17 protein-coding genes and 2 riboswitches are annotated in these 17,081 nt (G+C 42.8%); of the genes, 14 read left to right on the top strand and 3 right to left on the bottom strand.

Going from position 1 to position 17,081, the window contains the following annotated elements; all coding sequences use genetic code 11:
* Positions 1-157: 157 nt before the first annotated feature.
* The gene (trmB, locus tag ACIQZD_RS04165; protein WP_402898502.1) at positions 158-796 is read left to right on the top strand and encodes a tRNA (guanosine(46)-N7)-methyltransferase TrmB; all 639 of its coding nucleotides are present in this window, start codon (positions 158-160) and stop codon (positions 794-796) included.
* Positions 797-942: 146 nt separating this feature from the next.
* Entirely contained in the window at positions 943-1,788 is an 846-nt protein-coding gene (locus tag ACIQZD_RS04160; protein WP_402898499.1) for a YtnP family quorum-quenching lactonase, read from the top strand.
* A 49-nt stretch (positions 1,789-1,837) separates the two neighbouring features.
* Here the strand turns inward: ACIQZD_RS04160 and ACIQZD_RS04155 are convergent, their stop codons facing one another.
* Complete coding sequence (locus ACIQZD_RS04155) at positions 1,838-2,155, bottom strand: PepSY domain-containing protein (RefSeq protein ID WP_076364628.1); 318 nt, start codon at positions 2,153-2,155, stop codon at positions 1,838-1,840.
* 177 nt (positions 2,156-2,332) lie between these two features.
* On the opposite strand from ACIQZD_RS04155, the gene ACIQZD_RS04150 reads away from it, so the two are divergent.
* From ACIQZD_RS04150 to ACIQZD_RS04140, 3 genes are all read left to right on the top strand, one after another.
* On the top strand, positions 2,333-3,406 hold the full coding sequence (locus ACIQZD_RS04150; protein WP_053535952.1) for a M42 family metallopeptidase: 1,074 nt from the start codon (positions 2,333-2,335) through the stop codon (positions 3,404-3,406).
* An 81-nt stretch (positions 3,407-3,487) separates the two neighbouring features.
* Positions 3,488-4,009 carry a DUF84 family protein gene (locus ACIQZD_RS04145; RefSeq protein WP_402898494.1) on the top strand — a complete coding sequence of 174 codons (522 nt, stop codon included), beginning with the start codon at positions 3,488-3,490 and terminating at the stop codon, positions 4,007-4,009.
* 119 nt (positions 4,010-4,128) lie between these two features.
* The gene (locus ACIQZD_RS04140; RefSeq protein WP_402898492.1) at positions 4,129-4,998 is read left to right on the top strand and encodes a GyrI-like domain-containing protein; all 870 of its coding nucleotides are present in this window, start codon (positions 4,129-4,131) and stop codon (positions 4,996-4,998) included.
* Positions 4,999-5,111: 113 nt separating this feature from the next.
* On the opposite strand, the gene ACIQZD_RS04135 is transcribed toward ACIQZD_RS04140, so the two are convergent.
* Positions 5,112-5,561, bottom strand: a complete 450-nt coding sequence (locus ACIQZD_RS04135; protein ID WP_101222968.1) for a YtoQ family protein — start codon at positions 5,559-5,561, stop codon at positions 5,112-5,114.
* A 91-nt stretch (positions 5,562-5,652) separates the two neighbouring features.
* Between ACIQZD_RS04135 and ACIQZD_RS04130 the strand changes: the two genes are divergently transcribed.
* The 6 genes from ACIQZD_RS04130 (at position 5,653) to murC (ending at position 13,987) form a co-directional block, all read left to right on the top strand.
* Positions 5,653-6,192 (top strand): hypothetical protein, encoded by a 540-nt coding sequence (locus ACIQZD_RS04130; RefSeq protein WP_402898489.1) that lies wholly within the window; start codon positions 5,653-5,655, stop codon positions 6,190-6,192.
* A gap of 110 nt (positions 6,193-6,302) precedes the next feature.
* On the top strand, positions 6,303-6,614 hold the full coding sequence (locus ACIQZD_RS04125) for a thioredoxin family protein (protein WP_096337935.1): 312 nt from the start codon (positions 6,303-6,305) through the stop codon (positions 6,612-6,614).
* Positions 6,615-6,664: 50 nt separating this feature from the next.
* Entirely contained in the window at positions 6,665-7,471 is an 807-nt protein-coding gene (locus ACIQZD_RS04120; protein WP_402898485.1) for a DUF1444 domain-containing protein, read from the top strand.
* A 149-nt stretch (positions 7,472-7,620) separates the two neighbouring features.
* Positions 7,621-7,723: riboswitch (glycine riboswitch) on the top strand.
* 3 nt (positions 7,724-7,726) lie between these two features.
* A riboswitch (glycine riboswitch) is annotated at positions 7,727-7,817 on the top strand.
* Positions 7,818-7,947: 130 nt separating this feature from the next.
* A complete protein-coding gene (locus tag ACIQZD_RS04115) occupies positions 7,948-9,135 on the top strand; it encodes an amidohydrolase (protein WP_402899896.1) in 1,188 nt (395 codons plus the stop codon).
* Positions 9,136-9,553: 418 nt separating this feature from the next.
* Positions 9,554-12,397: a DNA translocase FtsK gene (locus ACIQZD_RS04110; RefSeq protein ID WP_483878398.1), complete on the top strand. Its 2,844-nt coding sequence runs from the start codon at positions 9,554-9,556 to the stop codon at positions 12,395-12,397.
* Between the two features lie 285 nt (positions 12,398-12,682).
* Positions 12,683-13,987, top strand: a complete 1,305-nt coding sequence (gene murC, locus ACIQZD_RS04105) for a UDP-N-acetylmuramate--L-alanine ligase (protein ID WP_063232675.1) — start codon at positions 12,683-12,685, stop codon at positions 13,985-13,987.
* Positions 13,988-14,040: 53 nt separating this feature from the next.
* On the opposite strand, the gene ACIQZD_RS04100 is transcribed toward murC, so the two are convergent.
* Positions 14,041-15,153, bottom strand: a complete 1,113-nt coding sequence (locus ACIQZD_RS04100) for an aminopeptidase (protein ID WP_402898481.1) — start codon at positions 15,151-15,153, stop codon at positions 14,041-14,043.
* A 229-nt stretch (positions 15,154-15,382) separates the two neighbouring features.
* Here ACIQZD_RS04100 and ACIQZD_RS04095 point away from each other — a divergent pair, with 229 nt between their 5' ends.
* The 3 genes from ACIQZD_RS04095 to ytxJ all read left to right on the top strand — a co-directional run bounded on the left by ACIQZD_RS04095 (position 15,383) and on the right by ytxJ (position 16,967).
* Entirely contained in the window at positions 15,383-15,892 is a 510-nt protein-coding gene (locus ACIQZD_RS04095) for a DUF948 domain-containing protein (protein WP_214748672.1), read from the top strand.
* Between the two features lie 45 nt (positions 15,893-15,937).
* On the top strand, positions 15,938-16,510 hold the full coding sequence (locus ACIQZD_RS04090) for a YtxH domain-containing protein (RefSeq protein WP_402898478.1): 573 nt from the start codon (positions 15,938-15,940) through the stop codon (positions 16,508-16,510).
* 130 nt (positions 16,511-16,640) lie between these two features.
* A complete protein-coding gene (gene ytxJ / locus ACIQZD_RS04085; RefSeq protein WP_402898475.1) occupies positions 16,641-16,967 on the top strand; it encodes a bacillithiol system redox-active protein YtxJ in 327 nt (108 codons plus the stop codon).
* Positions 16,968-17,081 lie beyond the last annotated feature (114 nt).

The raw sequence follows: 17,081 nt of genomic DNA, 5'->3' as shown, positions 1-17,081 counted from the left end.
ATACATGAAAACTACAGAGACTGTCGCCTGGATGGCCGGCAGTTTTTTTATTTGTTAAGTCGGTGCATGCAGGCTTTTTCCTGAAAAAATCAACTTGCAGGAATCCATCCACTCGTGGTATGGTTTGAACGATTATATTATAAATAGGGGTGTCATCATGCGTTTAAGAAATAAACCTTGGGCTGAAGACCGTTTGAATGATTTTCCACAATATGTAATTCAGCAGCCAGTGAGCCATAAAGGTAAATGGCATGAAGTTTTCGGTAACGATAATCCGTTATATATTGAAGTGGGTACGGGCAAAGGCCGATTCATCACAGAAATGGCAAAAGCCCATCCTGATGTGAATTTCATTGGAATAGAAGTATATGGAAGCGTCATTGTAGCTGCATTGGATTTGCTGATTGAAGCGGATGTTCCAAATTTAAAGCTGTTGAATGTTGACGCAGCGAACTTGGGGGACTATTTTGCAAAAGGTGACGTTGATCGCGTCTACTTGAACTTCTCTGATCCGTGGCCGAAATCACGTCATGCAAAACGTCGGTTAACGTATAAGACCTTCCTCGAAGTATATGAAGGCATCCTGCCAGACAAAGGCGAGATCCACTTCAAGACGGATAACCAAGGGTTATTCGAATCTTCCTTGAAAAGTATTTCCGAATACGGCATGCTCTTGAAATATGTAAGCCTAGATCTGCATAACAGCAATTTTGAAGGCAATATCATGACTGAATATGAAGAAAAGTTCTCGAGTAAAGGCAACCGGATATACAGATTGGAAGCAAAGTTCCAATAATCATAATTACCGATCAGAAACCAGGTGCACAGCATCTGGTTTTTTTACTGTTAAAGCGGGTGTATTTCTATCACGAGGATGACTTGATCGTTATCAATTTCAATATATGGAAGTGGGTGTTAAACTATAGGAAGAGGAGGGGTATAATGGAAAAGATGCAAATAGGGGAAATTAAATTAACATGGTTGAATGGCGGTGTGACTCACTTGGATGGCGGTGCGATGTTCGGTGTTGTACCGAAACCGCTTTGGTCCAAGAAGTATCCTGTTAACGAAAATAACCAAATCGAACTACGAACGGATCCGATTTTGGTGCAGGCTAATGGATTGAACATGCTTATAGATTCCGGAATTGGCAATGGAAAGCTGAATGACAAGCAGAAACGGAATTTTGGGGTGACGGAGGAATCCAATCTTGTCGAAGATCTTGGCAGACTTGGGCTTCAGCCAAATGATATCGATTACATTTTAATGACCCATCTACATTTCGACCATGCCTGCGGTTTGACGAAACGTGAAGGTGAAACTTGGGTGCCTGTTTTCGAGCGTGCAGAAATCATTACGACCCAAACTGAATGGGATGAAATGAAAAACCCGAATATTCGTTCAAAAAGTACATATTGGGCAGAAAACTGGGAGGCTGTCGCTTCTCTTGTACGTCCTTTTGAAGGTGAGCTGGAAATTACGGACGGTATTAAAATGATCCATACTGGGGGACATAGTGATGGACATGCGATCATCATCATTGAGGATGACGGGGATAGATTGATTCACATGGCAGATATCATGCCGACGCACGCCCATGCGAATGTCCTCTGGGTCCTCGCTTATGATGATTATCCCATGACTTCCATCGAAGCGAAGGAAAAGTGGATGAAATCCGGACTGGAAAATGGGTCTTGGTACAGCTTTTACCATGATGCCCAATATTGTGCCATCAAATGGGATGTAACGGGTAAGGAAATAATAGACGAATTGAAACGGAAGCGGTAAGCGGGAAAGCAAAAGGAGGACGTCATTTTGACGGCCCTCCTTTTTTGTTTCAATCATTTTGCGCATTAAGCTCCAATATCGTTCCTGTTGAGGCATCTGCAACAAATTCGAATTGCTCGCGTTTACCCTCTGTGTTTCTGGTGATCCCGCCTTTGTACACTTCATAGTCCAAATCATTTTTTGTATAGTTTTCCGGCTTCATCAAGATCCATGAGCCATATATATTTCCATCTTTTTTGACTGTTTCCTTCACTTGGGCCAAGACTTTATCGGGAGAAGGTTTACTTGATTGATCCAATAGTTGTTTTGTCGCATAGCCCGCAGCAAACCCGGCTGCAGTACCCAGTAAAAACGTTTTCCAATTCATTGATTTCTCCTCCATTGCATTTTTTAAAATCACTTCTTCCAGTATACAGAAGAACGCTTTATTTGACTAATAATTTGAAATTTTACCCATTAACTGATAAATTAGAACTTTCTAGTGTAACACGATGCTAAGTTCTGTAAAATAGTAAGAAACAATACATAGGTTAGGGGTAGAAAAATGAATCATGAGACTTTGGAGCTTTTTAAAACATTGACGGAATTACCGGGAGCCTCGGGAAATGAACATGCAGTTCGGAGTTTCATGAAAAGTGAGCTGGAAAAGTATTCGGATGAAATCGTCCAAGATCGCCTTGGCGGAATATTTGGCGTAAAAAGAGGCAATGAGGATGGTCCGACTGTACTAGTTGCCGGCCACATGGATGAAGTGGGATTCATGGTCACCTCCGTAACGGAAAATGGAATGATTCGCTTTCAGACCCTAGGAGGCTGGTGGAGTCAAGTGCTTTTGGCCCAAAGAGTTGAAATCATAACCGATAACGGTCCGGTCATTGGTGTCATCGGTTCGATTCCGCCTCATTTGCTTGATGAGTCGCAACGCTCAAAACCAATGGATATCAAAAATATGCTGATTGATATCGGGGCGGATGATAAGGAAGATGTTAAGAGGATCGGTATTAAGCCAGGTCAGCAGATTGTACCGATTTGTCCATTCACGCCGATGGCCAATGAGAAGAAAATCCTCGCAAAAGCGTGGGATAATCGTTACGGCTGCGGACTTGCGATTGAATTGTTAAAAGATTTAAAAGGTGAAACGTTACCAAATGTCTTATATTCCGGGGCAACTGTCCAGGAGGAAGTGGGATTACGGGGCGCTCAAACTGCAGCTCATATGATCAAACCGGATCTTTTCTTCGCTTTGGATGCAAGTCCGGCGAACGATATGTCCGGCAGTAAAAGTGAATTTGGTCAGCTTGGAAAAGGGGCACTGCTCCGCATTTTCGATCGTTCGATGGTTACGCATCGCGGCATGAGGGAATTCATCCTTGATACGGCCGAGTCGAATGAGATTCCGTATCAATATTTCGTTTCCCAAGGCGGCACGGATGCAGGGCAAGTCCATATTGCAAACGAAGGCATTCCAAGCGGGGTGATTGGCATTTGTTCCCGTTATATTCATACACATGCATCCATGATTCATATTGATGATTATGCCGCTGCACGTGAACTGATTGGGAAATTGGTTCGTTCCTGTGATAAAACGACATTCGAGACCTTGATAAAAAACGGTTGACGGAGGAAGCTGAAATGGAAAGGGATGCTGTCATGAATCCTTTTCCATCAGCTTTTTTTACATAGAAGGAAGGTAATTATATTGAAAATAGCAGTAGGAAGTAAGAATCCGGCGAAAGTAAGTGCCGTGCTTGGTGTATATGAAGATGCTGACATCATTTCCCTTCAAGTGGAGAGCGGGGTCCCGGAACAGCCTTTTTCGGACGAGGAAACGATGGAGGGGGCAATGACACGTGCCCGGAATTGCTTGCTTCACAGTGATGCCGATATGGGTATCGGACTTGAAGGCGGTGTCGTGAAAATGGGACAAGCCCTGTTTCTGTGTAATTGGGGTGCAATGGCCATGAGGGACGGTGAGGTCTTTGTAGCTGCCGGAGCGAGAATCCCGGTTCCGGGAATTGTTGCCGGGAAGCTGCTGGACGGTGAAGAGTTGGGCCCGGTGATGGACGCCTTCACAAGGCAAGAGAATATTAGCAAAAAGGAAGGAGCGATCGGCGTATTTACAAATGAGCGAATCACCAGGGGGGAAATGTTCCTTCATATCATGAGGATGCTAGCCGGTCAACACGAGTATAAGCTGAAAATGAAAAAGCATGATTTTTGAATCACTGTCATGGAAAGGCGGGCTTCGAATGATGGAAACGAACACTGCCAAAACAGAGCAGAATAAGACAGGATTTTATAGAGCGGCCTTGCTAGTATAGTGACAAGGGGTGAGCGGATATGGGGTGGGTTGAATCAATCCAAAAGGCCATCGACTATATCGAGGAGCACTTATTGGAGGACCTCACGATCGAGAGTATTTCCAAGCAGGCGAATGCCTCAGCTTTTCATTTTCAACGGACATTCACCATTTTAACGGATATAACCATTGGTGACTATATCCGTCGTCGAAGGCTGACCTTGGCGGCCCAGGAGATTTCATCAACAAATGGCAAGGTCATTGATTTAGCCTACAAGTATGGCTATGACACCCCCGAGGCATTCTCAAAAGCTTTTCGAAGGCAGCATGGGGTATCTCCAAGCGAAGCCCGAAAGTATATGGGGAAGCTGAAATTCTATGAACGCCTGATGATACAGGTGATTCTGAAAGGGGCAAAACCGATGAAATACAATATCCTTGAAAGGGATTCCTTTCAATTGATTGGAATCAAGCAAGAGTTTTCCTTGGTTAATGAAGAGAATTTGATCGGGATTCCAAAGTTGTGGGAGAAAGTGAATTCGGATGGAACAGGAGATAGGTTGGCGAAGTTGAACAATGGCCAAATAGATGGCTTGATTGGTGTATGTGTCGATAAGCGGGCTGTGGAAAAAAATGAAACGATGGATTATTGGATAGGTGCAGAGTATGCCGGGAAAGTGCCTGAAGAGTTTTCAACCCTTACGATACCGGCTTCCAAGTGGGTTGCATTCGAAGTTCACGGACCTATGCCCGATAGCATCCAACAAGCTTGGAAACGAATTTTTTCTGAATGGTTCCCTACCAGCGGTTATGAACATGCCGGAACTCCAGAATTGGAAGTATACGCGAATGACGACGCTTCAAACCCTGACTATTACTCCGAAATTTGGATTCCCATTAAAAAGGGATAAGGTAAAAATATACGTTTTTCGCTTGCAGGGGAGGCCCTGCAAGCTTTTTATTCGTTTCTTTATAAATGATCAGTTCTTCATACTTGAGCTGGAAGGTTAAGGGACAGGGAGATTTACAGCCCTTCTTCAAAAATATAAGAAAGCACCTTCATGGCTTGGTTCACGGATTCGACTGTGACACTCGCCTTTTCCGATAATTCCTTTAAGGCATGATGATGGGATTCCGGGCGAATCAAAATAAGCGGTTTACCCAGGGAAACGGCGGTGCTTGCGTCCATGGCAGTATTCCACTGTTTATATTTCTCGCCAAACAGAGCGACGACAAGATCGGCTTTTTTCATCAAAAGACCTGTCCGCAAATTATTGATTTGGGAAGCGGCCGCATCCTTCAGGATAGGATTCGGCTGTTCCCCAAGGATATCTTCACCGATATTATCGGAGCGTTCATGATTTTCCATCGGGCCGACGAATTCTAAAGGGAGCTTCAGTGCAGCGGCCTTATCTCTCAACTCGCTTCTCCAATTTGAATGGATCTCCCCAGCAAGATACACGATTAACTTCATTGTTTTCCTCCTCGGTATTAAAATTTGCTTTCATTGTACCATGTTTTTTAGATAATGGATGAATTCCGTAAATAAGGATAATATTATCCATATGGTAGTAAAAGAGACGGCTGGAGGAATGATGATGGCTTTATCGAATAAGAATTTTCTTGTTTTCCTGTTGATAAGCAGTTTGATCGTGGGCTGCTCAGGTATCGAGAGACAAACCGAAAAGGCAATGAAGGCTGCTGAAGTGGCTTTTCGTGACGATGAAAAACAGCCCAATCAAGAGGCGGGGCTAATTCAGGTCTATCTGCCAAAGGATTTTAAAGTAGTGGAAGAACATGATAATAATTTGATTTTACAAAAAGGTGATAAGATTTATATATTATTTGTCAATCCAAATGAAAAAGAAGACAGCTCCGTGTTATATTTGGCGATAAAGGAACAACATGATCAAAATGTAATGCTGCATTCTTTTCAGACTGATGATAAATTTGGCTTTATCTCGATTAAAGAGATACCGAAAGAAAAGTATGAGCTTGCAGTGGGGATCGGCGGGGTGAAGCTGACAACCGAAACGGATAAAGACCAATTAAAAACCGATGCAAAACAAATGATGGAAATCGTTTCATCCGTGCCCCAAAAATAAGCTGACCCGTGCCTTTCAACCGATCCGTATTAATGGTTGATTCGTGGAGAGTCTGGTATGATGGGAGTTATAAAAATTAAGGTTTTATTTAGAGCAGGAGGAATATTCAAATGGAAAAATTACAAACCGTTGAGCAATATGATGCATTGAAAAATGAAGGCAAACATATCTTTCTTTTTTCAGCAACATGGTGTGGGGATTGCCGTGTAATCGAACCGATAATGCCGGAGATTGAAAAGAAATTTCCTGACTTTACATTCATTTATGTGGACCGTGATGAATTCATCGATGTGTGTGCGGCTAATGATGTGTTTGGAATACCAAGTTTCATTGCGTATGATAATGGCAAGGAGCTAGGCAGATTTGTGAGCAAGGATCGCAAAACTCAAGAACAAATTGAGGAATTCATTCAATCATTATAATCAATTTCCCCTTCTCGCTGGGGATTTTTCAATGAAGAGGAGGGTCAGTCATGAAAATGGACAGCACGAAGCTGAAAAATATCTTGAAGGAACGTTTAAAAGATGAGAATCGCACATTCAAATTCAATAGCAAGCAAGATACGTTACGGGTGGAAAATGTGAAGACCGGGAAGGGGATTACCATCGAGTTGCCTCCTGTGCTTGCTAACTATGAAAACGTACAGGAAAAGGCCATCGATGAAATTACCTATTACGTGGAAGAGGCCCTGAATGTGATGGGGGAGGAACACAGCATGGAAGGCAAGGAGAAATTCATTTTCCCAGTCATCCGCTCGACCTCCTTTCCAATGGAATCGGAAGAAGGAAATCCATTTTTATTCGATGAGCATACGGCTGAAACCCGGGTTTTTTATGCCCTTGATTTAGGGAAAACCTACCGTCTTATAGATGAGAAGATGATTCAACGGGAAAATTGGCAGGGTGATAGGATCCGTGAAATTGCCCTTTTTAATGCCCGTTCCCTCTCCACTGAAATGAAGTCGGATATCGTTGCAGGTAATGCATTTTATTTTTTGAACACGAATGATGGATATGATGCCAGCAGGATTTTAAATGAATCATGGCTTCGGGAAATGAAGGACAAGATCGAGGGAACCATGGCTGTGGCCATTCCCCATCAGGATGTCATCATCATTGCCGATGTGAAGAATGATACGGGCTATGATATTCTTGCGCAAATGGCGATGAGCTTCTTTGCCAGCGGTCATGTTCCAATAACGGCTCTATCATTCCTTTACGAAGAAAATGAGTTGGAGCCCATCTTCATTATGGGTAAAAACAAAAAACGTGAACAATAATATATTGAAACACAAAAGGACCGTGTCAGCATCTGACAGCGGTCCTTTTAAAGTTTAATAGAGTTTATAACTCTGAGTTGATATTTATTTTTTAATCGGTGATAATATAATTGGAATATTTTGAAAATATATAATGATAGAACAAGCGGATGAACGTTGTGGGAGAGTGCAAGCATTGAGGCCGGGAAGGAGCAAGTTCCAAAAAGATCCCTTGGAGCAAATCTCTCAGGTAAATGGAACCGCAGCTGAACGCAACTCTGGAGAGCGCGCAGGAAGCAGTGTGCCACCAAAGGGGAAATCTCCATGACCAAAAATGGAGCTAAACTCTCAGGTAAAAAGGACAGAGAAGGGGAGCGGTAAGTTTACGCAATCCTTCCTTGCCCTTTTTTATTTGGCACTTTGTATAAGAAGGTATGCAGCGAACTGGAACTTACTAATATGCTCAACTTGAAATAAGGGGGAGAATGATCATGAACGTGAAAAGCAAATTAATGAACATGCTGGAAGCCCGTAAAGGGGAAATGGTTCAAATCCGCCGTCATTTACACGAGAATCCGGAACTATCCTTCAAAGAAGAGAAAACGGCACAATATATCATTGATTTTTATAAAGGAAAGGATGTGTCGATTCAAACGAATGTAGGAAATGGATTAGGGATCATCGTAACGATTGAAGGCGGAAAACCTGGGAAAACGATAGGTCTCCGTGCGGACTTCGATGCATTGCCGATTACAGAAGAAGCGGATGTTCCGTTCCGTTCAAAAAATGAAGGTGTCATGCATGCCTGCGGACACGATGGGCATACCGCTTATTTATTGGTTCTGGCAGACTGCATCAATGAGCTTAAAGATTCCCTATCCGGTACGATTAAAATAATCCATCAACATGCAGAAGAAACGCCCCCAGGTGGAGCAAAAAGCATTATGGAATCAGGGTGTTTGGATGAACTGGATGCCGTTTTTGGAATCCACTTATTTCCGTCGCATCCAGCAGGGGTTGTCGGGTATCACGGCGGCTATTCGATGGCTGGACGGACCTATTTCAAGCTGGCGATAAAGGGTGTAGGCGGACATGGTTCCTCCCCGCATATGGCTAATGATGCCATTGTGGCAGGGGCCCATTTCGTGACAGCCGTACAAACTGTAATCAGCCGCCGCTTGAATCCTTTTGATATGGGCGTGGTCACAATCGGCTCCTTCGATGGAAAAGGAAGCTTTAATGTCATAAAAGATCGTATAGAAATTGAAGGGGATGTCCGTTATATGACAGCAGAGACCCAACAGCTGATCGATAAGGAAATCCACCGCATCGTCAAAGGGATAGAAACGGAATTTGATGTTCAGTGCGAACTAACATATGTGCCTGATTATCCTCCGTTATATAATGACCCTGAACTGACTGGATTCGTGAAAAATAGTCTGGAAAGCATGAATGACAAAGATATTAAAAATGTCTTGGAATTTCCGGTTTTCTCAGGTTCAGAAGATTTTTCGTATTATGCCGAAAAGATTCCTGGCTGCTTCTTTTACATTGGCTGTAAACCGAAAGGGGTGGAGAAGGCATATTTCAATCACCATCCTAAATTCGACATTGATGAAGATGCCCTTTTGATTGCATCCAAATCAGTGGCCCAGGTTGTATGCAATTTTTATGAATGGGAATAGTCGCATTGGTATATTTGTTTGCAAAAAAATGCAGAAACCCACAAAACACCGTTCGGTATTAACGAACGGTGTTTTATGGGCTTCAGAATGCCGCCGGAGGTTTCGTGAAGGTTGCTTTAATGAATTGACCAGTCTGCTTCTTGCGCTGCATGAAAACTTAATCTCTTTGTAAACGCGATTTAACAGCGGTGTTTTATTTAAATAGTAGACTAGGGGCTAATGTTATTTCGCGATGGGTAGGTTTAAACTCATTCCAGAAGGGGTTTAATAGGGTAGGAGTTCTGCGAAATACGTTAAGTTAGTAAGAGTGCGATAAAAAAATAGATACTAATCCCAATTTAGCTTAAATTTTCTCGATATTTTTAAAATAACTGGTAGAATTAGTTACATAACTACAGATGTAGAAAGAGTGATAGTTTTGAAATGGCTAAATAAGATGAAAAAATGGTTCCAAGCAGAGGAAATTATCGAAATCGAAGAAATTATTATAGATGAACCGCTTGATGAAGAGACATTAAGGAAAATGGATTTTTCGAAGCTTTCGAAGTCAAAGGAAGAAGAAATAAAGGTTTACAATCAAAAAGTGGAAAAGATGTCGCAGACGCCAGACCCGGATACGAAAATCCTGTTTCAATATCCAAAAGGGCAGTTCAAGTTTCCGCTCATTCCAGACCGTGAACAGAACAAAAGAAAGCCTAGGGAAAGAAATAGGGAAGAACACGAACCAAAACAGGGGAAGAATGTGACCAAAGAAACGACGAGAAGGCCTGTAAGGGATCCTGAACCAAAACGGAGAAGCTTTGAACGGGAGGAAACCTCAAAAATAGTCCCTTCAAACACTCCATTCCGCCCGACGGAAATCCCTTCACCCATTTATGGGTTCCGTCGTCCGGAAAAAAAAATAGTCGTTTCTGAAGAAATTGTCGAATATGAATTAGAAAGCAAAATGCCCGTCCTGAAAAAGGAAGAACCCGATATCGGGATTCCAGTATCGATTCCTGAAATCCCAAAAGAAGTGTCACATGAGGAATTGACGACTGAACCATCCGTTCTTATACCGGAACAAGCGGAAGAAAAACGGGAAGATTCGGAGATACCCGCTTTCTTTCGCAGGAATTCCATTGAGACACTGCCAGAACAAGCAGTAATCGAGCCTAACATAATTGAGCCTGAGGTGGAAAAAGAGGCTATTGAACAGGACGAAGTCGATTTTGGACGCGAAGTTGCTGTATCCATCATGGAACAGACGGACGACACACTGTCTGAAGCGATATCGGTTCCTGGGGAGATTGCTGTACAATCCAATCAACCATCCGTTAGTCAAGGGACAATGCCTGAAGACCCATCTGAGGCAATACCTGAAGAGCAGCACAAACGTCCGAAAAAACATATCCCATTTAATGTGATGATGCTTAAGCAAGATCGGGAAAAAAATGGTTTCATGAATAAAATGATGCCGGAAAAAAAAAGCCTTAATTCGGAAAAGGCGGTAGTTTCACCTGGTAAGCGGCCAATGGATGATGCTGCCCAAACGGAGGCAGGACAAGCGAAACCATCCGCCATTCCTGAACGGAAACAGGAGGAAGGAAGAGTTATGCCGAAAGAGCAGACTCCGGCCATTTCACCTACCTTTTCGGACACTAAGGTTGGTTCCGGAACCGACGCTGTGCCTGAAAATACAGTCGAATCCAACATCGGTTCCAACCTTATGCCGCTCTTGGAACAGGAATCCCCCATTTCTGGAAACGGGTATCAAGAAGCAGTTTATACAGAGGCAGCGGCAGAAAGCAGTAAGGGCGAAATCCCGGCAGTTTTTGGCTCCGTGGAAGCGGATGAGAATGAAAATCCATACTATGTGTTTCCGAATATCGAATTGCTGACACCTCCCACTTATGCTGTGCATGATGATGTGTGGCTCGAGGAACAGACTTTATTACTTGATGAGACATTGAAAAATTTCAATGTCCGTGCAAAGGTCGTCAATGTCACTCAAGGACCGGCAGTAACTCGTTTCGAGGTGCATCCGGAACCGGGAGTGAAGGTGAATAAAGTGACGAACCTGATGGATGACATCAAATTAAGCCTTGCTGCTCAGGATATGCGGATGGAAGCGCCTATTCCGGGTAAACATACAATTGGCATCGAGATTCCGAATAGGAAAAGCAAACCGGTATTTTTGCGGGAGGTTTTGGAAAGTACTGAGTTTCAAGAGCATGAATCACCGCTTGCTGTGGCTTTAGGACTCGATATATCCGGTCAGCCGATCATCACGGATTTGAGAAAGATGCCGCATGGATTGATAGCCGGGCAAACGGGATCGGGGAAAAGTGTCTGTATCAACACCATGTTGGTAAGCTTGCTTTATAAAGCCACGCCGCAGGAGTTGAAATTGCTGTTGATCGATCCGAAAATGGTTGAGCTCGCCCCATATAACCGGATCCCGCATTTGGTCAGTCCAGTCATAACCGATGTAAAAGCCGCTACGGCTGCGTTGAAGTGGGCTGTAGAGGAGATGGAACGGCGTTATGAATTGTTTGTACATGCCGGTGTCCGTGATATCACCCGCTTTAATGACCAAGCGGAAAAAGCCGGTCAATATTCAAGCAAGCTGCCTTATATCCTGGTGATCATCGATGAGCTTGCGGATCTAATGATGATGTCCCCGGCTGATGTAGAGGAAGCGATTTGCCGGATTGCCCAAAAGGCCCGTGCCTGCGGCATTCATTTGATTGTAGCCACTCAAAGACCTTCAGTCGATGTCATAACTGGATTGATCAAGGCAAATATCCCGACAAGGATCGCTTTTTCGGTTTCTTCACAAGTCGACTCCCGTACGATCATCGATAGCGGCGGTGCAGAAAAATTATTGGGAAGAGGAGATATGTTATTCGCTGAAAACGGTTCTTCAAAAACGGTGCGCCTGCAAGGGACTTTTGTGAGTGATGAAGAAATCGACCAAGTCGTCAACCATGTTAAACTGGAGCAGCAGCCAAAATACCTGTTCGAGCAGGAAGACTTGCTGAACAGGGCCCAGGTCACGGAAGAAGCGGATGAACTGTTTTTCGAGGCCTGTGAATTTGTCGTAAGCCAGCAGGCTGCATCTGCATCTAGTGTGCAAAGGCGCTTCCGTGTCGGTTATAACCGTGCAGCGCGCCTAATAGAAATGATGGAGCAACATGGAGTAGTTTCCGAATCCAGGGGCTCAAGGCCCAGGGATGTATTGATTACGGAAGAAGAACTGGAATTTTTACATGTTAATTAAGAGAACCTAATAAAAGGAAATTGTATATAATGTGAAAGGGTGAAAACCCTTTTTTATCACCTTAATTAAGGGAAAAACCAATGATTTGATAAATTGGCATCTGCCTGACATGGATGAATGAATAAAAAAGTGATATAATAGTTTTTTGTTGATGAATGATTGAAAATATAAGCTTGAAAAACCTATGAAGAAATTGCGTTACTAACAAGTCTCGTAATGAAAAAACAAATAAAAGATGACGTCATATACTGTCATACAGGTAGACGATTGGTGGAGGTTCGCTTTATGACTGCTTACCATTTTGTGGGAATTAAAGGGTCGGGTATGAGTGCTCTTGCACAAATACTGCATGATATGAATATTGAAGTGCAGGGTTCCGATTACGAAAAAGAATTTTTTACACAATTGGCATTAGAAAAAGCCGGGATTAAAATCCTTCCTTTCAATGAGGAAAATATTCAACCTGGAATGACCATCATTGCAGGAAATGCTTTTCCGGATAGCCATCCGGAAATCGTTAAGGCAAAAGAACTTGATTTGCCGATCATCCGTTATCACCGTTTCCTAGGTGATTTCATGAAAAACTTCATCAGCGTGGCGGTTACGGGAGCGCATGGTAAAACATCGACGACCGGCTTACTTGCCCATGTGATGGGGGGCGCTAAACCGACATCCTTCTTGATTGGGGATGGAACGGGTAAAGGAATCGCGAATTCTGATTACTTCGTATTCGAAGCATGTGAATATCGCCGTCATTTCCTTTCCTACTATCCGGATTATGCAATCATGACGAATATCGATTTCGATCATCCTGATTATTACGCCAATGTCGAAGACGTGTTCGAGGCTTTCCAAACGATGGCCCTTCAAGTCAACAAAGGCATCATTGCGTGCGGGGATGATGAACATTTACCACATATTCAGGCGAAAGTACCGGTTATTTTTTACGGATTTGCAGAAGGAAATGATTTTCAAGCGAAAAATGTTTCCGTCACTCCGGATGGCACGACTTTTGATGTGCATGTAAGGAACAATTACTATGATACATTCACTATTCCTACCTTTGGGAAGCATAATGTGTTGAATGCACTCGGTGTCATTGCACTTTGTAAATATGAAAACTTGGATACGGAAGCTGTGAAAGCCCAATTGCGGACTTTTGGCGGAGTTAAACGCCGGTTCTCCGAAAAGGAAATCGGAAGTCAGATCATCATTGATGATTATGCACATCATCCGACGGAGATCTCTGCAACTGTTGACTCGGCGCGTCAGAAATATCCAGAGCGTGAAGTTGTTGCGGTATTCCAGCCGCATACCTTCTCGAGAACTCAGGCATTCCTTGATGAATTCGCCGACAGCTTGAATTTGGCCGACAAAGTATACTTATGTGAAATTTTTGGATCTGCTCGTGAACATCAAGGGAAGTTATCGATTGAAGACCTTCAAGATAAGATTCCCGGTGCCGAGCTGATTACGGAGAATACAACATCAATATTGCAAAATCATGAAAATAGTGTCGTGTTATTCATGGGTGCGGGGGACATTCAAAAGTTCCAAGCTGCCTATGAGCATTCACTGCAGGTAAAATAAAAAAACGACCGATCCGCTCTAACGGGTCGGTCGTTTTTTTATTGGTTTTTACGTTATTTTAAATTTTCTGGATTTAAATTTTCCAGTTCCGGTAAAACGAAGCGTCCGTCCTTACGTATCAAGACGTCATCAAAATGGATTTCCCCGCCGCCATATTCAGGTCGCTGAATATTTACCAGGTCCCAGTGAATGTCTGAATGGTTTCCGTTAAAGGCATCATCATAGCATTGTCCGGGAGTGAAATGAAAACTTCCATCAATTTTTTCATCAAAGAGGATATCTTGCATCGGGTGTAGAATATAAGGATTTACACCAATTGCAAATTCACCGACATATCGTGCGCCTTCATCAGTATCAAAAATTTTGTTGATGCGTTCCGTATCATTCGCAACCGCTTCAACGATTTTCCCATCCTTGAATGTTAACTTCACGTTTTCAAAAGTAAAACCCTGATAAGGGGACGGAGTATTATACGAAATCACTCCATTGATGGAATCTTTAACCGGAGCCGTATATACTTCACCGTCAGGAATGTTCAGCTCACCCGCACATTTGATGGCTTTAATGTCTTTGATGGAGAAGGTTAAGTCCGTACCGGGCCCAGTTAAGCGGACCTTATCCGTTTTATCCATCAATTCAACAAGGTTGTCCATTGCTGCGCTCATTTTGCCATAGTCGAGGTTGCAGACTTCGAAATAAAAGTCTTCGAATGCTTCTGTGCTCATTTTGGCTAATTGGGCCATGGAATTTGTCGGGTAGCGAAGTACGACCCATTTTGTTTTTGGCACGCGGATATTTCTATGTACTTTACCGACTGTCTGTCCATGAATCGCCATCTTCTCTGAAGGGACATCGGATTGTTCATTGATATTATCCCCGGCACGAAGCCCGATATAAGCATCCATCTGGTTCATTACGTTTGCTTCAAACTCACCCATCAGCTTGTACTGTTCTTCTTTGGCACCTATCAGCAAGGCACGATCCACTTGGTGATCCTTTAAAAGGACGAATGGGTAACCACCTGCTGCATAGGCTTCATTCACAAGTGCGTTAACAAGTTCACGCTGCAAACCAAAGTTTTCGATCAAGATTTTTTCACCTTTTTGAAGCTTCACGGAATAATTGATTAAGTTTTTGGCCAATGTTACAATTCTGGGATCTTTCATAAAAAATACCTCCATTGTTTAAATTCGACTTATCTTTTCTATCATACCCGATTTCCTGCGATAAGTGTCACCCATGAAGTTCACCGAAGAACTGGATGGAGACAACAATATTTCCAGATTAGGGTTAGATAGGGTATATTGAAAAAATAAATACGTTTATAATAATAGGGAAGGGGTAATTAATATCTAACAGCTATTAAATAAGTCGAATTTTTTCGGAGGTGTTCCAATGGAGATCATTTTATACGTAAGTGCTGCTGTTGCAGCGATAGCTTTTTTGGTACTTGTCATTTTCCTGACAAAGGTACTGACATCACTTCAAACTACCCTGGACAGTGTGGCCCGGACGCTGACAGGATTAGAGAGCCAAATGCAAGGCATAACGCTGGAAACTACTCAGTTATTACATAAAACGAATACGTTGGCTGAAGATTTGCAGCATAAGTCAGAAAACCTGAACACTGTGGTGGATGCCGTGAAGGATGTAGGTACATCCATCTCTAGTTTCAATTCTTCCATCCAAAAGGTTTCCCATAAAGTGCAGGCTGAGATTGATAATAATCAAGACCGAATCTCACAAATTGTACAATGGAGCAATGTAGCCATGGAGATAAGGGACAAATGGAAGTCCAGAAGCAAACAGGCTGCCCCGACCCCAACCGAAAGGGCGGAGTTAGAAAGGGAAGCGCTGGAAACAGATAACCTGCCTAAAAAGAGGTTTTTACGTTCTAGATCTTAAAAGCTAGTTAAAAAAATGAACTGAAAATTGAAAGGGGAATGTATTATGACTCAAAAAGAATTCGCGACAAAGGAATATCAGAAATCATATGAGGACGAACGCGACTCGATCAATTCGAAGGACTTTATGATCGGCGCCTTGATCGGCGGGATGATCGGAGCGGCTACAGCATTGTTCATGGCCCCGAAAGCAGGCAAGGAATTAAGGAATGACTTCAATGAACAAGCTAAAAACATTTCAGAGAAAACAGAAAGATTAAGACAGACGGCGATGGAAAAAGGTGCATCCCTTGCTGATACTGCAAAAGAAAAAACAAGCTCTGTCACGGAAATCGTTTCCAATAAATCTTCAAATATCGTCAATAAAGTGAAAAACCTAAAAACGGGAAAAGAAAACGGCGACGCGGCTGATGATACGACGAATTCAAGCAATAAGGATATTGATGTAACCGGAACTTCCGATTCTCCTATCGTATCCGTCGAAACGAACTTTGCTAACGGCAATGACTCGAAAAATAATCCTGCAGATCCTACAAGCGGAAATAAGAATGCGGCAAAATTAAAACTAGATGAAGCGAAAAAGGCATTTGATGAAACAGAGAATAATCTAAAGAAATAATATTCCTTGAATTCCTTTAATGCGGATGAAGAGGCATAAACGGATGAAGAATAAGGCGGTGAAGTGCTTCAATGGCTTCATCGCCTTTTTGATGGTAAAATTTATATGGACAAGGAAAGGAGACTGTATTATGGTCATGAGCAAAATCGAAACAGAAGAACAATTCAATGAGCTTCTAAAAGAGGATACATTCCTGCTTTTCAAGCATAGCGTAACATGCCCGGTCAGTGCTGAAGCATTTGAGCAATATGAGAGGTACATCATAGAGAATGAACAACTTAAAACGGCCTATTTAGCCGTTCAGGAAGCTCGTCCACTATCCAATTATGTGGCAGAAACATTTGATATCAAACATCAATCACCTCAGGCCATCCTTTTTAAAAGTGGAAAACCGGCCTGGAATGAATCTCATTGGCGTATTACATATGATTCATTGAGCAAGGCCATCACAGAATGATTCATGAAGGCCGGATCCCTTTGGCAAGGGTTCCGGCCTTTTATTATTTCCATAGGATTTTTAAACGATCTCCAGGGGAACCTTTCTTTAAAGGCCCTTCCTGTTCAAGTGGCA

Origin of the sequence: Peribacillus sp. NPDC096447 (assembly GCF_044762725.1) — a bacterium.
Classification (GTDB): Bacteria; Bacillota; Bacilli; order Bacillales; family DSM-1321; genus Peribacillus.
The sequence above is the reverse complement of the archived record's forward strand: the minus strand, read 5'-3'. Positions and strand labels throughout refer to the sequence as shown.